The sequence below is a fragment of the Methanobrevibacter sp. UBA188 genome, assembly GCF_905234905.1.
GTDB lineage: Archaea > Methanobacteriota > Methanobacteria > Methanobacteriales > Methanobacteriaceae > Methanocatella.
Window position 1 is genome coordinate 1 of sequence record NZ_CAJOJM010000107.1, and the last position, 1,313, is coordinate 1,313.

A 1,313-nucleotide genomic window follows, 5' to 3' on the forward strand; every position below is an offset into this window, starting at 1 on the left:
ACTTGATAGGGACACAAACGCAGCAATTAATATTCTAAACCGCTGGTTCAACGGAGATAGCCTGATAAAATACTTAAATTAACCATTATTAAGTGAAAAAAATTCAGGAATCCCCATCCTCTATAGGATGGGGTGGTTCAAATATCTGATTGCTCTGCAAGGCATATGTTGCACACGGCATTAGGTGTGTCGATGTTTGAATCTTTGACGGGGCAATAGAATTTTCCGTTTTTCTCTTCGACTTTTTGGGATCCTGGAAATGGTGTTCCAACCTTATGAATAGGCTCTTCCAGAATGAATGTGGTGTAGATTGAAGCCAAACAGCCCATAATTGGGGTTTTGCTTTGAGAATCCTGTGTTCCATTAATGTAATTGGATTTTAATGTTTCGATGGCATCTGCAATGTCTTTTTTGTCGATGATTTTTTGATAATCTTTTGAATCTGTCATTATGTCCTTTACGCGAAATATGAAAATCTCAACATAGGACTTTTCGCTGTCTTTTCTATAGCTTTCCTGAACATACTTGTTTTCCTCGATTATCTGTGCACTGGCAGACATCATGTCAAATACTGAAATCGTTGATGCGTATTTCTTCAGCATGTCACGAACCAGATTGCCTGTAATGTCTTCATGCTTTGAAATGATGTCAAGAAAGTCATCGCACATTTTAAGATATTCATCAACCATTATAATTTCTCCAATATTTAAAATCCAAATGAATAACCTGCATTTTTGCAGATGCAATATCGGCATAAAGAGTTTTCATCCTTGATGCTCATGATTCTTGTTTTGCATTTGTATTCTCCATTTTCTATAAATACCTGGTCTTTTGCAGGATTGTCACCAAATGGATGCAATGGTCTTTTGGCCATAAGCGCCAGATAAAGTGAAATGTACTTTGTAAACTCTCTGGTTTCCTCATCCCCTCCAGCATAAGTGTCAAAATAAAAGTCAATGTCCTTTTTGATGTTTTCAACCACTCCATCTTTTATTTCATAGTCTTCAGTAATGTCGATTGCAAAAATCTCATCCCATGTTTCTGAATTGTATTTGGCGAGCTGTTTTGTTAGGGGATCTTTGTACCTGTCATCGGTAACCTTGTTTTTGAGGTATTCGATAGGATAGTCTTTTAGGTTTTCCCTGATTTCTTTAAGTAGTTCTGTAGCTTTCATAATTATGTATATTATTTTTTTAATATATCTGATTTTTCTATTTCATTATTCTTTCAACAATATGGTTGAATGCCTCTTTTGATTCCGGAACCAGAGGATATACGGGATAGACGTGGTTCATACCTTCTCCGACGTTAAG

At 36.2% G+C, this 1,313-nt stretch carries 2 protein-coding genes; both read right to left on the reverse strand.

Features of this window, described 5'->3' with window-relative positions; genetic code table 11:
• Positions 1-137 precede the first annotated feature (137 nt).
• Positions 138-689 (reverse strand): DUF2115 family protein, encoded by a 552-nt coding sequence (locus QZ143_RS09890; protein ID WP_292883788.1) that lies wholly within the window; start codon positions 687-689, stop codon positions 138-140.
• Between the two features lie 17 nt (positions 690-706).
• Positions 707-1,174, reverse strand: coding sequence for a DUF2115 family protein (locus tag QZ143_RS09895; RefSeq protein ID WP_292883791.1), 468 nt, complete (start codon positions 1,172-1,174; stop codon positions 707-709).
• Positions 1,175-1,313: the final 139 nt, after the last annotated feature.

What these genes read in the sequence shown, in the direction of transcription:
- QZ143_RS09890 (WP_292883788.1), bottom strand. Translation starts at nt 689, where the DNA reads ATGGTTGATGAATATCTTAAAATGTGCGATGACTTTCTTGACATCATT.
- QZ143_RS09895 (WP_292883791.1), bottom strand. Translation starts at nt 1,174, where the DNA reads ATGAAAGCTACAGAACTACTTAAAGAAATCAGGGAAAACCTAAAAGAC.